Annotated in this window: 13 protein-coding genes; 6 read left to right on the top strand and 7 right to left on the bottom strand. The window is 65.2% G+C overall.

What is annotated here, in order from left to right; genetic code table 11:
• Positions 1-68: 68 nt before the first annotated feature.
• The 5 genes from P1K32_RS17830 to P1K32_RS15680 all read left to right on the top strand — a co-directional run bounded on the left by P1K32_RS17830 (position 69) and on the right by P1K32_RS15680 (position 3050).
• The gene (locus P1K32_RS17830; RefSeq protein WP_379691287.1) at positions 69-365 is read left to right on the top strand and encodes a DUF7116 family protein; all 297 of its coding nucleotides are present in this window, start codon (positions 69-71) and stop codon (positions 363-365) included.
• Between the two features lie 131 nt (positions 366-496).
• A complete protein-coding gene (locus tag P1K32_RS15695; RefSeq protein WP_276250631.1) occupies positions 497-1411 on the top strand; it encodes a metal-dependent hydrolase in 915 nt (304 codons plus the stop codon).
• Positions 1412-1534: 123 nt separating this feature from the next.
• On the top strand, positions 1535-2149 hold the full coding sequence (locus P1K32_RS15690; protein ID WP_276250630.1) for a hypothetical protein: 615 nt from the start codon (positions 1535-1537) through the stop codon (positions 2147-2149).
• Positions 2146-2805: a DUF2238 domain-containing protein gene (locus P1K32_RS15685; RefSeq protein ID WP_276250629.1), complete on the top strand. Its 660-nt coding sequence runs from the start codon at positions 2146-2148 to the stop codon at positions 2803-2805. Before P1K32_RS15690 ends, P1K32_RS15685 begins: the two co-directional genes overlap by 4 nt.
• Positions 2806-2849: 44 nt before the next feature.
• Positions 2850-3050: a dodecin gene (locus P1K32_RS15680; protein WP_276250628.1), complete on the top strand. Its 201-nt coding sequence runs from the start codon at positions 2850-2852 to the stop codon at positions 3048-3050.
• On the opposite strand, the gene P1K32_RS15675 is transcribed toward P1K32_RS15680, so the two are convergent.
• Positions 3051-3422, bottom strand: a complete 372-nt coding sequence (locus P1K32_RS15675; RefSeq protein WP_276250627.1) for a HesB/IscA family protein — start codon at positions 3420-3422, stop codon at positions 3051-3053.
• Positions 3423-3543: 121 nt separating this feature from the next.
• On the opposite strand from P1K32_RS15675, the gene P1K32_RS15670 reads away from it, so the two are divergent.
• Positions 3544-4050 (top strand): DUF2243 domain-containing protein, encoded by a 507-nt coding sequence (locus P1K32_RS15670; RefSeq protein WP_276250626.1) that lies wholly within the window; start codon positions 3544-3546, stop codon positions 4048-4050.
• Between the two features lie 87 nt (positions 4051-4137).
• On the opposite strand, the gene hisD is transcribed toward P1K32_RS15670, so the two are convergent.
• The 6 genes from hisD to P1K32_RS15640 all read right to left on the bottom strand — a co-directional run bounded on the left by hisD (position 4138) and on the right by P1K32_RS15640 (position 13991).
• Entirely contained in the window at positions 4138-5406 is a 1269-nt protein-coding gene (gene hisD, locus P1K32_RS15665) for a histidinol dehydrogenase (RefSeq protein WP_276250625.1), read from the bottom strand.
• A 44-nt stretch (positions 5407-5450) separates the two neighbouring features.
• Positions 5451-6110 (bottom strand): J domain-containing protein, encoded by a 660-nt coding sequence (locus P1K32_RS15660; RefSeq protein WP_276250624.1) that lies wholly within the window; start codon positions 6108-6110, stop codon positions 5451-5453.
• Between the two features lie 185 nt (positions 6111-6295).
• The gene (locus P1K32_RS15655; RefSeq protein ID WP_276250623.1) at positions 6296-8329 is read right to left on the bottom strand and encodes a SpoVR family protein; all 2034 of its coding nucleotides are present in this window, start codon (positions 8327-8329) and stop codon (positions 6296-6298) included.
• Complete coding sequence (locus P1K32_RS15650) at positions 8326-9645, bottom strand: YeaH/YhbH family protein (RefSeq protein ID WP_276250622.1); 1320 nt, start codon at positions 9643-9645, stop codon at positions 8326-8328. Before P1K32_RS15650 ends, P1K32_RS15655 begins: the two co-directional genes overlap by 4 nt.
• The gene (locus P1K32_RS15645; RefSeq protein ID WP_276250621.1) at positions 9636-11918 is read right to left on the bottom strand and encodes a PrkA family serine protein kinase; all 2283 of its coding nucleotides are present in this window, start codon (positions 11916-11918) and stop codon (positions 9636-9638) included. Before P1K32_RS15645 ends, P1K32_RS15650 begins: the two co-directional genes overlap by 10 nt.
• Complete coding sequence (locus P1K32_RS15640; protein ID WP_276250620.1) at positions 11919-13991, bottom strand: PrkA family serine protein kinase; 2073 nt, start codon at positions 13989-13991, stop codon at positions 11919-11921.
• Between the last annotated feature and the right edge of the window lie 163 nt (positions 13992-14154).

Raw genomic sequence — 14154 nt, 5'->3', positions numbered from 1 at the left:
GCCCCCCTGATGTCAGCGGTTTTTCTAGTGGGAACGTTTATCACCCACCCACTGGTAGGGGTTCACAGATGGCGGCCGTTAGCACATCACTAGACGAGCGGGCTCGGTCGATATTCGACGATATCGGGTACACGGTGTCGCGCACTGAGAACGGACTACGGGCAGCCCATAAGTGGCGAGAGGTGGGCGTGACAGTGCTCGAAGGCGACACAGCGTTCCCGGAATCGGGAGAGATGCACTGTTTCGTGGCGAAGGCAGCCGAGGCCCCGGAAGTCGGCCACCGACTCTCGCGGATGGACGTCGGCTACGACTGGGCGGTCATCGGCGTCCGCGAGGACGGCGGCTACGACGTCGTCAGACCGTAGCCGACACCGTCGTCCGGGCAAACGGCGAGCTAGCGGACAACTGGACGAAGCCCAGTTCAGAGTGCGTCCGGTTTCAGGTGTCACAGCCGTTGACACGGGATATTTATATCTGTTGACGGCCAACTGAGTCTATGTTCATCGGCCACGCACTGCTGGCCTTTGCCCTCGCCGTGGCCCTGGCTGAACGGTTTGCTGTCCCCCGCGAGCGGGCGCTGCGCTACGGTCTCGTCGCTGGGCTGTTTGCCGCTGTGCCGGACGTCGACGTGGTATACGCGCCTATCGGACTCCTGTTACGGTCGGCCCAGACAGTCGGCCCGGACGTGTTCTGGGAGACGGCGAACGTCATCCACCGCGGCCCGACACACTCCCTCGTGATGGGCGCGGTGCTCGCAGTGGCCGTCTACTGCTGGGTCGTCGCGACGCGCCCGGCACGTGCCCTCTCGCTCTCGCTCGCCGTCGTGCTGGTCTTCGTCGGCTCGCTTGTCAGCGGCGCCGTCGGCGGCGCCGTCGTACTGGTGTTTACCGTCTCGGGGTTCGTCGTCGCCGCCATCGCGAACCGGCAGGGGGTCTCGCCCCGACCGCTGCTGGGTGCCGCACTGGTCGGCCTCCTCTCGCATCCGTTCGGCGACCTCTTTACCGGCTCCCCACCGCCGTTCCTGTACCCGTTCGATGTGGTCCTCGTGACCGAACGCGTGGCGTTACATCCGGACCCGACGGGACAGCTACTCGCGGCCTTCGCGGTCGAACTCGCTGCCATCTGGCTGGCCGTCCTGGCGTACGCCCGGCTGACCGACCGGGGACTACCGTCGCTGGTCAGCCCGCGAGCCTCGCTCGGTGCGGGCTATGCCGTGGCCGCCCTGCTGTTGCCCGCACCGACGCTGGAGCAGTCCGCCCACTTCGTCTTCAGCGTCCTCGCTGTCGGCGTGGTCGGCGCGCCAGTGCGCACGCTGGGTCGCGAGTTCGACCCCCTTCGGATGGCGGTCACCGGACTGGCCGCCGTCACCGTCGGCGCCGTCGCGTACGCGATAGCCTACGGTGTCCTGTGAGGCGGACAGGTGTCTCCTCTTTCCGGATAGTACTGCCCTCCGAGCCTGCACATATCAGTACACCGCGACGACAATCCGTACGACGGCGACAGTGTTTTGCACGCTCGCCCTGACGTGGGTGGCATGAGCGCAGACGTGACGGTGCTGTTGCGCGACAGGCGGACCAACGCCGTCCTCGCGTGGCTGGTCGTCACGCTGGTACTGGCAGTCGTCGTGGGAAGCGTCGTCGCGAGTGAACTGCTGGCGACGGCCTTCGCCGTTGCGCTGGCGGGTATCGTCCTCTTGCCCCCCCTCTCGTACAGAAACGCCCAGGCGATGTTACCCTGGGAAATTCTGCTGCTGGCGGCCCTCCCGGTCGTCGGGCGACTGTTCGCGACGGTGCCGGTGACCGGCAACCTCGCGACGTACCTCTCGGTGGCCGCCATCGCACTCATCGTCGCCGTCGAGCTACAGCTGTTCACGCCGGTGAAGATGACGCCCCGTTTCGCCGTCGTCTTCGTGGGCGTGTCGACGCTGGCCACGGCCGGCGTCTGGGCCGTCCTCCGCTGGGGCGCCGACCGGCTGTTCGGGACGACGTTCATCCTCGACCCCGCGCTCACCGAGCACGCTATCGAGGAAGCCCTGATGTGGGAGTTCGTCGCCTCGACCATCGCCGGGGTCGGTGCGGGCCTGCTCTTTGCCGTCTACGTCGGTCGCCAGATAGGCACCGCGCGCGTCCCCGAGGAGGTACAGGCGTGAGGGTCCGCGACCAACTCGGCATCGGCCCGCGTCGCCAGCGCCAGGCGACGTATGTGATGGAGGTCCTACTGGTGGTCATCCTCGCTATCGGTATCCTCACGGGCAGTACGGGCGTCATCGTCAACACTGGCGTCGGCCTGCTGGTCACCCAGCTTCCGGCACTGCTCGAACGGGACTACGGCATCGCGCTCGACCCCGCGCTGACGCTGTGGATTACGACCGCCGTCTTCCTCCACGCCGTCGGCGTCATCGGGCTCCCGTGGGCGGACGCGAACTTCTACAAGACCATCTGGTGGTGGGACCACCTGACCCACGCCCTCTCGTCGTCTATCGTCGCCGCTATCGGCTACACGACCGTGCGGGCGCTCGACCGACACTCGGAGGATATCTACGTCCCGCCGCGGTTCATGTTCGTGTTCATTCTCATGTTCGTCATGGCCTTCGGCGTCGTCTGGGAGGTCCTCGAGTTCACCATCGGACTCGCGGCCGACGCGACCGGGAACACGGCGGTCCTCACCCAGTTCGGGCTGGAAGACACGATGCTCGACCTCGTCTTTGACAGCATCGGCGCCGTCATCGTCGCCATCTGGGGGACCGCCCACCTGACCGACGTCGTCGGCGTCGTCGAGGGGTGGCTCGACGGGCGGGCGAGCTAGCGACCGTAGTTTTATATTTCAACTGTCCGACGTTTCAGAACGCCATGGTGTTCAAGAAAATCACGCTGATAGGGACCAGTCCGGAGAGCTTCGACGACGCCGCCGACGACGCTATCGAGCGCGCCGAGGCGACGCTGGACAATCTGATGTGGGTCGAAGTGGACGAACTGGGCGTCGAGATAGCCAGCGCCGACGGGCGGGAGTACCAGGCGGAAGTGACAGTCGCCTTTGAGTTAGAAGAGTAATCAGGTTCGGAACGACTCGCCGCAGCCGCACTCGCTGACCACGTTGGGGTTCTCGACGTGGAACCCCGCGCCCTGCAGGCCGCCCTCGTAGGCCAGCACAGAGCCCTCGATGTAGTCGATGCTCGCGCCGTCGACGAATACGCGCAGGCCGTTTCGCTCGTATATCGTGTCGCCCTCTTCCGGTTCGTGCTCGAAGCGCATCCCGTATGAGAGCCCGGCACAGCCGCCCTGCTGGACGTAGAGCCGGAGGCCGGCCTCGTCCATGTCCATGCCTTCGCCCTCCATGAGGTCCAGTGCCTCCTCGGCGGCCGCCTCCGTGACGCCGACGTTCTCCCCGCCGAGCTCTGGCTCACCCTCGATAGTGCCGCTCATACGGTTAGGTGCGGTCCCGACCCTGTTAACCCTGACGCTGCTCGCGATACTCACGCCGGCGGTGTACCTTGACAGCAGTCGCAAGCCCGCTGGGCAAGCGCGTCGCCGGGCAACACAGGGTATGAATCAACAGACCGCCGCCGAGAACGTGCACACGACGAAAAGATGGGGCGTCGTCGGCGCCGGCGTGTTCGGCTTTGGCTTCAGCGGGCTTATCGACGTACTGGTCCTCCACCACGTCCTGCAGTGGCACCACCTGCTCTCCGGTCGCTACCCGATGGACACGGTGGCGGGCCTGCGGACAAACGTTCTCGCGGACGGCCTCTTCTCGCTGGGGATGCTCGCGATTATCGGCGTCGGCGCCGGCCTGGTCTGGCGGGCCGAACGGCAACGGAGCAGGCCGCTCGCAATACGGCCGCTGGCCGGGGCAGCCCTCGTCGGCGTGGGCGTCTTCGACCTCTTCGATGCCGTCGTGGACCACATGCTCCTCGGACTCCACCAGCCGCTCTCACAGGGCGGCCAGTACAACCTCCAGTGGCTCGCCGTAAGCTTGCTACTGGTCGCCGTCGGCTACTACGTCTATCGGGCGGGACGGCCGTCAGATGGCGACACTGCATCGGGGGGCTGACCGAGCCTTCTCCCGCTGGTCGTTGGCTCGCTGTTCGCGGGTCACTGTGCTCCCCGCTGGGTTTTCGCGGGCAGGGCGCTGCCCGCGCTACTCGAATCGCTTCCTGACACTCTCGGCGTGCGCTTCGAGGCCCTCGGCCTCTGCGAGCGACGTAATCGTCTCGCGCAGCTCGCCCAAGGAGTCCTCCGAGAGGCGCTGGACCGTCGTGGAGCGAACGAACGTATCGACGGAGAGTCCGCCAGTCACTCGGGCGGCGCCGCCGGTCGGCAGGACGTGGTTGGTTCCGGCGGCGTAGTCGCCGGCGGCGACGGGGCTGTACGGGCCCAGAAACACCGAACCCGCCGAGGGGATTCGCTCGAGCAGCGCTTCGTCGTCCTCGGCCTGGATGGAGAGGTGCTCGGCGGCGTACTCCTCGGCGAAGAGGACGGCTTCGCTCATCGAGCGAGCGAGGAAGACGCCGGAGGCGTCGTTGTCGAGCGCGCCGCGGATGACGGCTTCGCGCTCTCGGTCAGCCGCTTGTCTCTCGACGGCCTCGGCGACGGCCTCGGCCAGTTCCTCGTTGTCTGTCACCGCCACGACGGAAGCGTTCTCGTCGTGTTCGGCCTGTGCGACGAGGTCGGCCGCGACGAGTTCGGGGTCGGCCGCTCCGTCCGCGACGACCATGATTTCGCTGGGACCGGCGAGGAAGTCGATGGCCACGTCGCCCCGAACCTCGGCCTTGGCGGCCGTGACCCAGCGGTTCCCCGGCCCGACGACGATGTCGGTACTGGTGACCGTCTCGGTGCCGTACGCGAGCGCGGCGATGGCCTGTGCGCCGCCGACCTGGTAGACGGCGTCGGCGCCGGCGACGTGGATGGCCGCCAGCGTGACGGGGTTGACTTCCTCGGCGGGCGGCGTCGCGACGGCGACGTGTTCGACGCCGGCGACCTTCGCGGGGATGACGCCCATCAGGGCGCTGGAGGGATAGGCCGCGGTCCCGCCGGGGGCGTAGACGCCGGCGCTGTCGAGCGGGCTGAAGCGCCGGCCCAGTTCCCGCCCCTCGAAGTCGTCGCGCCAGTCCTCGGGCCGCTGGCGCTCGTGGAACGCACGGATGTTATTGGCGGCGTCCTCGATTGCCGCGACCAACTCGTCGTCTAGCTCCTCGTAGGCGCGCTCGGCGGCGTCAGTGATGTCGATGTTGCCCACTTCGACGTCGTCGAACTCGCTTGCGAAGCGCCGAAGCGCCACGTCGCCCTCCTCGCTGACGGCGTCGACGATGTCGGCCACGTCGTCGCGGACCGCCTCGACGCCGGCGTCGCGGTCGAACAGCGCCGACCGCTCGTCCGGCCCGAGGTCGGCGACAGTGCGTACGTTCATACCTCGGCTTCGAGACCGGTGGAAAAACGGGTTTCCCTTTGGGGCTACCGGAACAGCGCCGCACTGAGATGCAGCGCCGACACGCCGGCAGTGGCTACGACCATCGCGCCGGCGACGAAGAGCGTCGCAACCGACGGGACCCCGCCGCCAGCGGTCAACAACACTGCCACCAGCGTGATAGCGCCCCCCAAGAGTACCAGATGGGCCAGCACCCAGGGGAGCACGTCGCGGACGGCGGCGAGCGTTCGTCCGAGTCCACCCCTGGATTCGACACCGACACGCTGGCCCGGTCGGTAGAACTCTGACGCCGTGGCGTAGCCGTCCTGTCGGTCGGCCTGCTGTGGGGTGCTGGACGCTGTCGCTGCCTGTGCCGTCTCGTTTGCCATCCGCTGGGCGGCCTCGCTGATGGTCTCACTGGCGGCAGTGCTGCTGTCGACCGTCGGCGCTGTTGTCTCCTCGACCACCCAGCTGTCGTCCAGATATCGCCTCGCGTACGTCTCATGACCCAGTCGGTCGTAGCGTGCCCGTTCGTCCGCGTCAGTGAGCACTTCTTTCGCCGTAGTGATGCGCTGGAACTGTGTGCCAGCGTCTGGTTCGTCGGTGACGTCCGGATGGTGGCGTTTCACCTGTTTGCGGTACGCGCGGACGATGGCCTGCTCGTCCGCGTCTGGCTCCACGCTGAGGACCCCATAGAGGGTTGGCATTTCGAGTTAGTTATTAAATTTATTGGTCGAAAGACTACAAGAAGCTATCGACGGTTTCGACCGGCGAGCCGGCTTTCTGAACGAGGGCGAACACCGCGTTGTCGTTGGTTCGGATAGCGGCCGTCCAGCCGGCAGAGACACATGATTTCTTGTCAACAGGAGCGCTTCCGGGGACTACCCGACGTTCAGGCCAGCCACTCGTCGGGCTTCGTGTTGTAGTCGATATCAGTCGCCGCGAGATGCTCTACGTCGCTCCACTGGACGTCGTCGACCGTCACTTCCTCCCCGTCGTACCGGAGCCGTTTCCCGACCTCTTCGGGTTCGGGCTCGCGGTCACGGCGCTTGGCGACCTCGATGTCGTGGTCGTCGAACTCCTTGACGATGGTCAGGAGGTTCACCGGCCGGCCCCACAGTTCGAAGACGCGTTTGAGCACCTCCGTGGCCTGGTTGCGGTCGAGCATGATGCCGTTGTACTGGTGAGCGAGCAGCAGCTCGTTGCGGTTCCGGTAGTTGCCGTCCTGGACCACGACGGTGGGCTTGCCGAAGTTCGTAAACGAGAGCATCAGCTTCTTCTTTACGTCCTGGTGGTCCGTCGAGGTGACCCGGTAGTCGCCGGAGGCGTGGGTGTACTCGTAGGTGAAGTAGTCGTTGTCGTCGACGAACTCCTGGGTGAGAAACTCGTCGAGGAAGGTCACGTCGTTGTGGCTCTCGCGAATCTCGCGCATCCGGTCCCAGCCGCGAGTGTACTCCACGTCGGAGAGCGCCTCGGCGACGCTGTCGTATCGGGAATCGTCGAACATGTACCTGGAGACCCGCTCCAGTTCGGCCTGGCCGACACGGGAGACGAAGCCCCGATACTGGGGCTTGACCAGCGAGTAGTGCCGTTGGGCCAGCCCCTCGTAGGTCAGCACCTTCCAGGGGTACTTCGCCACGTCGAACTCGCCCTCACGGGCCGCAACGAGTCCCTCGGCGTCGATTCTGGGGTCCTCGGGGTCGAGTTCGTCGACGTGGCCGGCGACGTTTTGCAACCACGTCGGCGGTTCGAGGTGGTCCTGGACCTCGGTGAAGTCCACGACGTCGTGGAACGTCCGCCAGGTGATGCCCTCGGTCCGGAGCAGCCGCTCGACGACCTCCCGACGGTTCTCGGTGTTCTCGACGTACTCCCATATCTCGAGGCCCAGCTTGTAGGGGTTCAGCCCCGGCGAGCCAAGCACCTGGGCCATGTGGTCCGAGTAGAGGATGAACTCATCGTCGCCGGCGAAGCGCTCGCCGGTCATCATCAGCGACTCCCAGTAGGCGGCCCACCCCTCGTTCATCACCTTCGTCATCTTCTGGGGGGCGAAGTAGTACGCCTCCCGACGCATGAGTTCGAGGACGTCGTTCTGCCAATCGGTCATCTCGACCGCCTTCTCGGCGTCCTCGTCGTAGGCCATCCCGTGTTTGCGGATGAACCCGAGCACGTCCTTCTCCGGCTGGGACGGGAACGTCGCGCCGTTGTCCTCGTCTGACTGGGCGTCCAGCCACTCGTCGTCGAACACCTGGCGTTTGACCTCCTCGGAGAGGTCCAGCTCGTCGAGCTGGTCGGTGACGTCGACGCCCTCTATCTCCTCTAACCTATCGCGGGCCGTCTCGACCGGACGATACGGCTGGTGCTGGTCGATGTTGTCCTCCAGACAGAGGACGTGGTCGATAAAGCGCTCGACCTCGCTCCGGTCGATGTCGGGGTCCTGCATATACTCCCGGATGGTGTCACCGTGGCGAGCGAGCATGCCCGCGGCGTCCGGCCCGCGGCCGTCGTCTTCGCTGCCCGCCGCCCGCGGCGGCGCCCCGTCGCTGAAGAGGCCGAACCACTCGTTGTTCGCGAAGAAGTCCGCGTGGGCCTCGACGTGGGTGATGACCGCCTTCTGGTCGGCCAGGGTGTTTGACTCCTGCAGGAAGGCATGCGAGGGGTCGTCGTTGTTGACGATCTCGAAGGCCTTCCCGCCGAGGAACTGGCCCTGTTTCTGCTGGCGGTCGTACTGCATCCCCCAGCGCCAGTGCGGGTAGCGCTTCTGGAACCCGCCGTAGGCGATAAGCTCGTTCATCTCGTCGTAGTCGACCACCCAGTAGTTCACCGGGTACGGGGTCAGCCCCAGCCGCTCGGCGAGGTTGCTCGCCTCGCTGACCGGCTCCGCTAGTTCGTCGGCGATGCGCTGTTTCCGGAATCTGTCGTCGTTCATTCTGACTCCTCCGTGCTGAGGATCTCGTAGATCGCGTCGACAACGTCCTCCGGCGAGGTGACGTAGGCGACCGCGACGTTGTCCGAGTCGCGGAAGTTCCGCTCGACCTCCTCGGCGTGGGTCGCGTTGATTGCGTTGCCCGACGGCTGGGTCTCCACGTAGGCGTGGAGGTTCGCCGGTATCTCCTCCATCATCGGGATGACCCGCTCCTCGGTGTCGTTCGAGGAGTTCTCGCTGTCGCCGGCGGCGAAGACGTAGCGGTTCCACTCGCTCCAGGGGTACTCCTCTTCGAGGACCTCCGCAGCCACTTCGTAGGCGCTGGAGATGCGGGTGCCCCCGCCCGACCGGATGCCGAAGAACTCCTCGCGGTCGACCTCCCAGGCGTCGGCGTCGTGGGCGATGTAGACGAACTCGGCGTTGTCGTACTTGCCCTGGAGATACCAGTCAAGCGGCGTGAAGGTGCGTTCGACCAGCTCCCGCTTCTTCTGGCGCATCGAGCCGGACACGTCGCGGATGTTGACGACGACGACGTTCTTCTCGCGCTCCTCGACGACCTCCGGGTAGCGGTAGCGCTCGTCCTCACGGCGGAACGGAATCTGGTCGACCCCCTCCCGGCGGATGCGCGTCGAGGTGTCGACTTTTTCGACCTCGGCCTCCATCTGCTCGATGGAACGCCACGTCGATTTCTCGTCGGTCGGCAGGTCGTCGTAGGCGTCCTCTATCCACGCCTTCGAGACCGGGATGTTCTGTTCGCGGGCCCACTCGAAGACGGTGGCCGGCCCCCATCCATCGACTTTCAGCGCCTCGCGGATGTACTCCTCGTCGAAGTCCATCGCCAGCTTGCGCTTGAGCCCCTTCTTGAACAGCCGCTCGAAGTCCAGCGTCGAGGACGGCCCCGAACGGGTGATGTCCGTGAAGTCGCCCTCCTTCTCCTCGATGACCTTCTTCCCTTTGGGGTCGAGGTCCAGCCCGAGCTGTTCGTCGAGCTCCTGGGCGAACTCCTCGGGGTCCATCTCGTAGTACTCGTGTTCGCCGCCCTCCTCGCCGGGCTCGCCGTCCTCGCCCTCCTCGCCGTCCCCGGGCTGGGGCTGTGGCTGGCCGACGGGGTCGCCCTCCTCGGCGCCCTCCCCCTGGCCGACACCACCCTTGTCGCGCTGGTCGTAGGCGAACTCTGGGAGGTTGACGATCTTGATGGGTATCTTCACCTCGTCGCCACGCGACTGCCCGAGGTCGCCGTACTGGATGAACTCCGCCAGGTCCTGTCGGCGCTCTTCGCCCACTTCGCGGTACCGTTCGAGGTCGTCTTTCAGTCCCATCTGTAGCTCACCTGGCTCATGACGTGGCGGCTTGTCAGTTCCGCGGCCGCCTCGCTGTAGCCGTGCATCTCCATCATGTTCTGGATAGTCTCTGCTTTGAGCGCGGCCGTCTCGGTGCCCGACGGCGGGTTGTCCCACTGCTGTGGGTCGAAGTCCTCGTAGGTCCGCCTGACGTCGTCCCAGTCGTGGCTGCCAAGGACGGTCTTGATGACCGGAATCTCCTTGGGCGAGACGTCGCCGACGCGGAACTCCTCGTCGCGGCGCTGCCACGCGTGGCGGTTCAGCGCCGTGATTATCTTGTCGGTGCGGAACTTCGTGACCGCGTGGTCGGCCTCGTTGCCCTCGTAGTTCTTCTCGTCGAAGCGACCCAGGTGTTCTATCTCGAACACCTTCATCTTCAGCGGGTCCGGGTCGACGTACTCTCCACGCTCGTTCTCTAGCTGCTCGTCGGAGGCCCAGGCGTACACCTGCTCGATGTACTCCTCGACCGTCGACTCGTCGACGCGCTTGTCACGCATCAGGGCGGCCAGCACGTCCTGCTCCTGTTCGCCGAAGATGTAGTTTTTCACTGGCACCACGCGCTCCTCGTACTCGGTCGCCTCGCCGGGCGAGAACACCGGCGCGTCCTGTAGCCCCTCGGCGATGGCGTTTAACACGTCCCGCGGCATGATGACGTGTTCAACTGGCAGGTCCGGGTGGTGGCGGTCCTGCGCTTCGTGGAGCAGGTCGGCCACGACGTCACGGACGTAGGTCACGGGGATGCCGTGGTCGCCGTCCGTGGGCGTTATCTCGACGTCGTAGTCGCCGATGTCGACGCGCTCGTCGCCCTCCATCAGGTACCCGCGGTCGAAGAGGAGCGCCTTCTCGACGAGGTCCAGTCCAGCGGGGACAGTCGAGCTGTCAAGCCGGGAGACCACCGCGTAGAGCGCTGCTGCCTCGATAGTGTGGGGCGCGATGTCCTTCTCCGTCGGCGTGTCGAGGTCGTCCCTGACAGCGACGCGCACCGGCTCCTGAATCCACGTCTCCAGTTCCTCCCAGGAGTCCGGGTCCCAGACGCTGGTCTCGTTCGTGAGCTCCCGTCGTAGCAACTGCGACTCGAGCGAGAGGTTCGTCAGGTAGGTGAACTCGTGTTTGTCGAGCCGGCGCTTGAGGGCTTTCAGCGGGTCCTGGCCCTCCCGGTCGGCGTGCTGATTGAGCTGGGCCTCCAGGTCGGGGTTGGAGATGATGACAAGCTGCGTGTCGACGTCCATCCCGATGCCCTTGTCCAGCTTGACGCGGCTCTCGTCGGGGACGTTCAGCAGCTTCTGGAGCAGGTCGGCGTGCTGGGCGGCGTCCTCGACGACCGTCAGCAGGCCGTTGCCCTGTGAGAGCACGCCGTCGTAGGAGAACGCCTGGGGGTTCTTCCGGCCCCGCGAGTCGAGTTCGCGGAGCATTCCGTGCATCCATGACCCCACGAGCCGTTCTTTGGGCGTCCCTTCGTCCTCCGAGTGGAGGATGCCGATTCCCCGACCCACGTCGACGACGAAGTTCTTGACTCGCAGATGCGAGGGGTCGGTGACGGCGGAGAAGAGGTTCTCCTCGCCGGCCCGTCGGTACTGCTCCTCCAGGAAGTTGTACGCCTCCCGCGAGAAGGGGTCCAGTTCACCCTCGACGCGGACCTCGATGTGGTCGTCGAGTCGGTCGTTTATTTCGGCCAGCAGGTCCTCGCGGACGTCCTTCGGAAAGACCGCCAGCGGGTGGACCTGGACGGGGCTCTCGTACCAGTCGTCCTCGTCCTGGATGGGCGTGTCGCCGTAGGTCAGGGCGCTGTCGCTGCCGCCGGCGCCCGCGACGTTCCACTCCACCGTGTACCGGCGTCCCTCCGGCGTCCGGGAGTACTCGCGCAGGCCGTTGATGAGACAGCGCTTGAGCTCGGATTTGCCCGTCGCGGTTGGCCCCTCGAGCCAGACGATTTTCTCGTCTTTGCCCCGACCCGCCGCGATAGAGCGGAGGTCATCGACGAAGGCGTTGAGCACCTCGGTGTTGCCCAGGATGGCGTGCTCGCCGTCGTTGTGCGGGTCGTCGAAGAAGCGGTAGCGCTCCTTCTCGTCGCCCTCCTCGATGACGGTCCGGGTCCCCGCCGTCTCGATGGCCGCGAGCAGGTACTTCGAGGCGTGCGAGGCGATTCCTGGCGACTCCAGGAGCGTGTCGACGTACTCGGAAAGCGCCATCGGCTCCTCGTAGGTCGCGTCGAGGGCCTCGTCGGCGCGGTCGATGTACTCCTCGCCGCTCATCTACTCCTCCATCTCGCTTTTGGCGACCTCCGCGCCGGCGAACTCGAGGACTTCCTTCGCGCCCTCTTCGGAGTAGCCCTGTTCCATGAGGGCGTCGATCCACTGGTTGCGCTCGTCGTCGTCCATATCGCCGCTGGAGACCAGCGCGGAGAAGTTGATGTTGTGTTTCTTGTCCTCCCAGAGCTTACGCTCCAGGGCGCGGCGCAGGCGGTCGTTGTCCTGTGGATTGAAAGTGTCACCCTCGCGAGCACGGCGGGAGACCCAGTTCGATACTTCCTGGCGGAAGTCGTCCTTGCGGTCCTCGGGGAGGTTGAGCTTCTCCTCGACAGAGCGCAGGAACTGCTCGTCGGGCTCCTGTTCGCGGCCCGTGAGTTCGTCCTCGACGGTGTCGTCGTCGATGTAGGCCATCACGTGGTCCATGTACTTTTCGCCCTGGCGCTGTATCTCGTCCATGTCGTATGCCAGCGCGTGTCGCACATCCTCGATGGCCCGCTCCTTGTACTCCTCGCGCACCAGTTCGAGGAACCGGTAGTACTGGTCGAACGACTCGGCGTCGATGGAGCCGTGGTTCTCCAGGTTCCCCTCCAGGTGGTTGAACGTCGTCAGCGGCGAGAGGAAGGTCCGCGAGCGATGCATCGAGTCCATGATGGCCTCGGCGATCTCGTCGCCGATGAAGCGGGGCGAGACGCCGTCCATCCCCTCGCGGATATCGGCGGCCTGTTCGGCCTCCTCGCGGAGCTTCTTGACGTCGATGTCGTCGGCTTCGTCTATCTCGCCGTTGTAGGCCTTGGCCTTCTGGACCAGCTCGACCGACTCGGTGTCGGGCTCCTCGATGCGGGTCAGCACGCCGAAGAGACCGGCCATCTCCAGGGTGTGGGGTTCGACCTGGATGTCCGGCAGGTCGGCGTTCCGGAGCATCTTCCGGTATATCTTCGCTTCCTCCTCGTACTGGAGGACATAGGGGAAGTCGATGCGCTTGGTCCGGTCGTTGAAAGCCTCCATCTTCTCGTCGCCTTTCTTGTCCCGGTACTCGGGCATGTTCGTCCGGCCGACGATGACCTGGTCGATGTCGATCCGGGGGTTGTTCTTCGGCTTGATGGTCTGTTCCTGACTGGCGTGCAGGAAGTCATAGAGGAACTCCCGCTGGAGTTTGAGCAGCTCCTCGCCGGAGAAGATACCGCGGTTCGCGTTACAGAACGCACCCGAGTAGTCGAACGCTCGGGGGTCGCTCTCGCCGTAGATGGCTATCTTCGAGTAGTTGACGTCGCCGGTCAGTTCGGTCTCGTCCTGGTTTTTCTTGTCCTTGGGTTCGAAGGTCTCGATACCCTGGCGCTGGTTCTCGTCGGCGACAAACCGTATTATCTCGACGTGGTTCTCCAGCACTTCCTGGAGGTTGTCGTCGTAGGACGCCAGTAGCCTGTCCATGTAGAACTCCGAGGCCGGGTCGAGGTCCTGCTCGTTGCGGATGGTGTAGGGAGCGTCTAGCTCCTCGTTGATGTCCTCGATGACCTTCTCGCGCTGGTCCTGTGGCAGCAAGACGAGCGGGTCCTGATTCATCGGCGAGCGGACCACATCGTCGGCGGGGTCCTGGTCGTGGACGACGTCACAGAGGTTCGTCCAGCGGAACGTGTACATCCGACCCTCGTCGCCGCGGGTGTAGTCCTCGTAGTAGCGCCGGACCTGTCGGTCGAAGTCGGACTTCCCGGAGCCGACCGGACCCAGCAAGAGCTTGATGCGTTTCTCCGGGCCCAGACCACGGGCGCCGGACTTGACCTTATTGACGAACTCGTGAATGGCCTCGTGGACCTCCCGGCCGTAGAAGGTGTTCTCGCCGTCGGTGATGGGGTCCTCGCTGGCTATCTTGTACTCGACGACGCCGGCGTCCTCGTCGTACTCGGTGCCGTAGTAGTCGAACATATCCGCCACGCGCTGATGGGCGTTGCGGGCGATTCGTGGGTCCTCGTACAGCTGGTCGAGGTACCAGTCGAACGTCCGGGTGGTCCGGAGGTCCGCTGGAATCGTGTCCTGGTACTCCTGGCTCAGTGCTTCTAGTGTCTCTTTGTTCTGACTCATGCTATCTCGATTAGTTCTTCACGCGACGCAATCGACGCCACGCAAACGCCTCGGGGACAGTCCAACTGTAACAGCCGCCGCTCCGACCGGGAATCAGCGGGAGCCGCGGCATGACCCGTCCGTTCGGGCCGTTTGGCAAGCGATACCATGTGAATGCTGGCGG

The organism is Haloarcula rara (genome assembly GCF_029338235.1).
Classification (GTDB): Archaea; Halobacteriota; Halobacteria; order Halobacteriales; family Haloarculaceae; genus Haloarcula; species Haloarcula rara.
Note: the sequence above shows the minus strand (reverse complement) of the source record. Positions and strands in the feature narration are given on the sequence as shown.

What these genes read in the sequence shown, in the direction of transcription:
- P1K32_RS15695 (WP_276250631.1), top strand. Translation starts at nt 497, where the DNA reads ATGTTCATCGGCCACGCACTGCTGGCCTTTGCCCTCGCCGTGGCCCTG.
- P1K32_RS15645 (WP_276250621.1), bottom strand. Translation starts at nt 11,918, where the DNA reads ATGAGCGGCGAGGAGTACATCGACCGCGCCGACGAGGCCCTCGACGCG.
- P1K32_RS15655 (WP_276250623.1), bottom strand. Translation starts at nt 8,329, where the DNA reads ATGAACGACGACAGATTCCGGAAACAGCGCATCGCCGACGAACTAGCG.
- P1K32_RS17830 (WP_379691287.1), top strand. Translation starts at nt 69, where the DNA reads ATGGCGGCCGTTAGCACATCACTAGACGAGCGGGCTCGGTCGATATTC.
- hisD (WP_276250625.1), bottom strand. Translation starts at nt 5,406, where the DNA reads ATGAACGTACGCACTGTCGCCGACCTCGGGCCGGACGAGCGGTCGGCG.
- P1K32_RS15675 (WP_276250627.1), bottom strand. Translation starts at nt 3,422, where the DNA reads ATGAGCGGCACTATCGAGGGTGAGCCAGAGCTCGGCGGGGAGAACGTC.
- P1K32_RS15670 (WP_276250626.1), top strand. Translation starts at nt 3,544, where the DNA reads ATGAATCAACAGACCGCCGCCGAGAACGTGCACACGACGAAAAGATGG.
- P1K32_RS15640 (WP_276250620.1), bottom strand. Translation starts at nt 13,991, where the DNA reads ATGAGTCAGAACAAAGAGACACTAGAAGCACTGAGCCAGGAGTACCAG.
- P1K32_RS15680 (WP_276250628.1), top strand. Translation starts at nt 2,850, where the DNA reads ATGGTGTTCAAGAAAATCACGCTGATAGGGACCAGTCCGGAGAGCTTC.
- P1K32_RS15690 (WP_276250630.1), top strand. Translation starts at nt 1,535, where the DNA reads ATGAGCGCAGACGTGACGGTGCTGTTGCGCGACAGGCGGACCAACGCC.
- P1K32_RS15660 (WP_276250624.1), bottom strand. Translation starts at nt 6,110, where the DNA reads ATGCCAACCCTCTATGGGGTCCTCAGCGTGGAGCCAGACGCGGACGAG.
- P1K32_RS15650 (WP_276250622.1), bottom strand. Translation starts at nt 9,645, where the DNA reads ATGGGACTGAAAGACGACCTCGAACGGTACCGCGAAGTGGGCGAAGAG.